Origin of the sequence: Mycobacterium sp., from assembly GCF_035653355.1 — a bacterium.
Lineage (GTDB): Bacteria > Actinomycetota > Actinomycetes > Mycobacteriales > Mycobacteriaceae > Mycobacterium.
This window is the reverse complement of record NZ_DASRBZ010000377.1, coordinates 1-3,622: the sequence shown is the minus strand read 5'-3', so window position 1 is coordinate 3,622 and position 3,622 is coordinate 1. Positions and strand designations below refer to the sequence as shown.

At 68.7% G+C, this 3,622-nt stretch carries 1 protein-coding gene; it reads left to right on the top strand.

From position 1 onward, the window contains the following. Nucleotides 1–3,622 (top strand): amino acid adenylation domain-containing protein (locus VFA16_RS13040; protein WP_324968215.1); only part of this gene is annotated, 3,622 nt, incomplete at both ends.

Genomic DNA, 3,622 nt, shown 5'->3' with positions numbered 1-3,622 from the left:
CGAAACGGCCAAGCTGCGCAGCACGCTGGCCGAGCGGCTGCCCGAGTACATGGTTCCGGCTGCGGTGGTGCCGTTACCGCAGCTGCCGTTGACACCCAACGGCAAGCTTGACACCCGCGCCCTGCCCACCCCGGACCACGTCGCCGGCGAGTATCGGGCCCCGGGCAACGCTGTCGAGGAGATCGTCGCCGGCATCTACGCGCAGGTGTTCGGGCTGGATCGGGTCGGGGTCGACGAGTCGTTTACCGACCTCGGTGGCGATTCCCTGTCGGCGATGAGGGTGATCGCCGCGCTCAACGCCAGTCTGAACGCCGAACTTTCGGTCCGCGCCGTGTTCGAGTCGCCGACGGTGGCGCAGTTGGCTTCCCGCGTCGGTGTGGGCGCCAGTCGGCTGCCCCGTTTGGTGGCGGTCGAGCGGCCCGCGGTGGTGCCGTTGTCGTTTGCCCAGCAGCGCGTGTGGTTTATCGACCAGCTGCAAGGGCCGTCGCCTGTTCACAACATCGCGGCGGCGCTGCGGTTAACGGGTGCGCTTGACGTTGCGGCGTTGGGTGCGGCGCTAGGCGATGTGGCGGCCCGCCACGAAAGCCTGCGCACCGTATTCCCAACCGTCGCGGGAACGCCCCAACAGCTGGTGATCCCAAGCGAGCGAGCCGATTTCGGGTGGCGTGTTGTTGAGGCCAGCGACTGGTCGGCGAGCCAGCTGGAAGGGGCGATCGGCGCGGTAGCGCGTTACGCGTTCGATCTGGCCACCGAGATCCCTTTGCGGGCAAGGCTTTTCCACCTGGCTGACGACGACCACGTGCTGGTGGTGGTGGTGCACCATATTGCCGCTGATGGCTGGTCGCTCGCCCCGCTGGTGCGGGATCTGGGGGTGGCGTATGCCAGCCGGTGTGCCGGGCGGGCTCCCGACTGGGATCCGCTGCCGGTGCAATACGCCGACTACGCGCTGTGGCAGCGCCAGCATCTCGGTGACCTCGATGACCGCGACAGCACCATTGCCGCCCAGCTCGCCTACTGGGAGCAGGCCCTGGCCGGGCTGCCCGAGCACCTGGATTTGCCCACTGATCGGCCGTATCCGGCGGTTGCCGATCACCGTGGGGCCACGGTGGCCGTCGACTGGCCGGCCCAGATGCAGCAGCAGATCACCCGGTTAGCTCGCGAGCACAACGCGACCAGCTTCATGGTGATCCAGGCCGCGCTGGCCGTGCTGCTATCGAAGCTGGCCGCCAGCACCGATGTGGCGGTGGGATTCCCCATCGCCGGGCGCCGCGACCCCGCCCTCGATGAGCTGGTCGGGTTTTTCGTCAACACGTTGGTGCTACGGATGGATCTGGCTGGCGACCCCAGCGTTGCTGAACTCCTGGGCCAGGTGCGTCAGCGCAGTCTGGCCGCCTACGAGCATCAGGACGTGCCCTTCGAGGTGCTGGTGGAGCGGCTCAACCCCGCCCGCAGTTTGACCCATCACCCGCTGGTGCAGGTCATGTTGGCCTGGCAGAACCTGCCCTGGCAGGACTCCGCCGGACTGACCCTTGGTGACCTCGAGGTCGCACCGCTGCCAGTGGAGAGCCAGTCGGCCCGCATGGACCTGGTGTTCAACCTGGCCGAACGTTGGAGTGAGGGGGGCGAGCCGGCCGGGATTGGTGGGGGTGTGGAGTTTCGCACCGACGTGTTCGACGCCGAAACCATCGAGATCCTGGTCGAGCGGTTGCGGCGGGTGCTGGCGGCGATGACCGCCGACCCTACCCGGCGGTTGTCGGCGGTGGACGTGCTCGATGCCGGCGAGCATGTCCGCCTGCAGCAGTGGGGTCACCGCGCGGCGCTGAGCCAGCTGGTGGGCCCGGCGGTGTCGATGCCGGAACTGTTTGCCGCGCAGGTGGCCCGGGCGCCGGAGGCGGTGGCGGTCAGGTGCGATGGCCGGTCCATGACTTATCGCGAGCTTGAAAGCTCGGCCAACCGGCTGGCGCATCTGCTGGCGGGTTATGGTGCGGGCCCGGGCCAGTGCGTGGGGCTGCTGATGGAGCGCTCGGCCGAGGCGGTGGTGGCGATTTTGGCGGTGCTCAAGACCGGGGCCGCGTATGTGCCCGTTGATGCCGCCCACCCGCGCGCGCGGGTCGAGTTCCTGCTCGCCGACGCCGCGGTGGTGGCGGTGCTCACCACCGCGGGTCTGGCCGACCGGCTGGACGGGTGTGGTGTGCTGGTTATCGATGTCGATGACCCCCGCATCCAGGCCTACCCTGATACGGGTTTGCCGGCCCCGGATCCCGACGACGTCGCTTACCTGATCTACACCTCTGGCACCACTGGGGTGCCTAAGGGGGTGGCTGTCACGCACCGTAACGCGACCGGCTTGTTGGTGTGGCTTGACGAGTATCTGCCGGTGGGGGTGTGGGCGCACGGTCATTCGTTGGCGTTCGATGTGTCGGTGTGGGAGATCTTCGGTGCGCTGCTGCGTGGGGGCCGGCTGGTGGTGGTGCCGGAACCGGTGGTGCGCAGCCCTCATGACTTCCACGACCTGCTGGCCGGCGAACAGGTCAGTGTGCTCACCGAAACCCCTTCGGCTGCGGCGGTATTGCCGGCCGACGGGCTGGGTTCGCTGGTGCTGGTGGTGGCCGGGGAGGCGTGTGCGGCGGAGGTGGTGGATCGGTGGGCGCCGGGCCGGGTGATGCTCAACGCCTACGGGCCCACTGAGACCACCATGTGTGTGGCGATCAGTGCGCCGCTGGAGCCGGGGTCGGGGGTGCCGCCGATCGGGTCGCCGGTGGCGGGGGCGGCGTTGTTCGTGCTCGATCACTGGCTGCGTCCGGTGCCGCCCGGGGTGGTCGGGGAGTTGTATGTGGCCGGTGCCGGGCTGGGTGTCGGGTATTGGCGGCGGGCCGCTTTGACCGGGTCGCGGTTTGTGGCCTGCCCGTTCGGTGGGCCGGGGTTGCGGATGTATCGCAGCGGGGATGTGGTGCGCTGGCGCGCCGATGGGCAGCTGGAGTATTTGGGCCGCGCCGATGAGCAGGTCAAGGTTCGCGGGTATCGCATCGAACTGGGGGAAGTCCAGGCGGCATTAAGCGCATTGGATGGGGTGGAGCAGGCGGTGGTGATCGCCCGCGAGGACCGTCCCGGCGACAAACGCCTGGTCGGCTATGTCACCGGCGCCGCCGACCCGGCCGGGTTGCGTGAGAAACTCGCACTGAGGCTGCCGGCGTACATGGTTCCGGCCGCGATCGTGGTGTTGGATGCGTTGCCGTTGACCGTCAACGGCAAACTCGACAAACGGGCCCTGCCCGCCCCTGAATACACCGGCGGCGCCTATCGGGCCCCGGCCGGTGCTATCGAGGAGCTCCTGGCCGGCATCTACGCCCAGGTGCTGGGGCTGCAGCGGGTCGGGGTCGATGACTCGTTTTTCGACCTTGGCGGGGACAGCATTTCGGCGATGCGGGTGATCGCCGCCGTCAACAGCAGCGTGAATGCCGATGTTTCGGTGCGCACGGTGTTCGAGGCGCCCACCGTGGCCCAGTTGGCGTCGCGGGTGAGCGTGGGTGTGGGCCGGTTGCCGCGCCTGGTGGCGATGGAGCGGCCGGCGGTGGTGCCGTTGTCGTTTGCCCAGCAGCGGCTGTGGTTCCTGGATCAACTG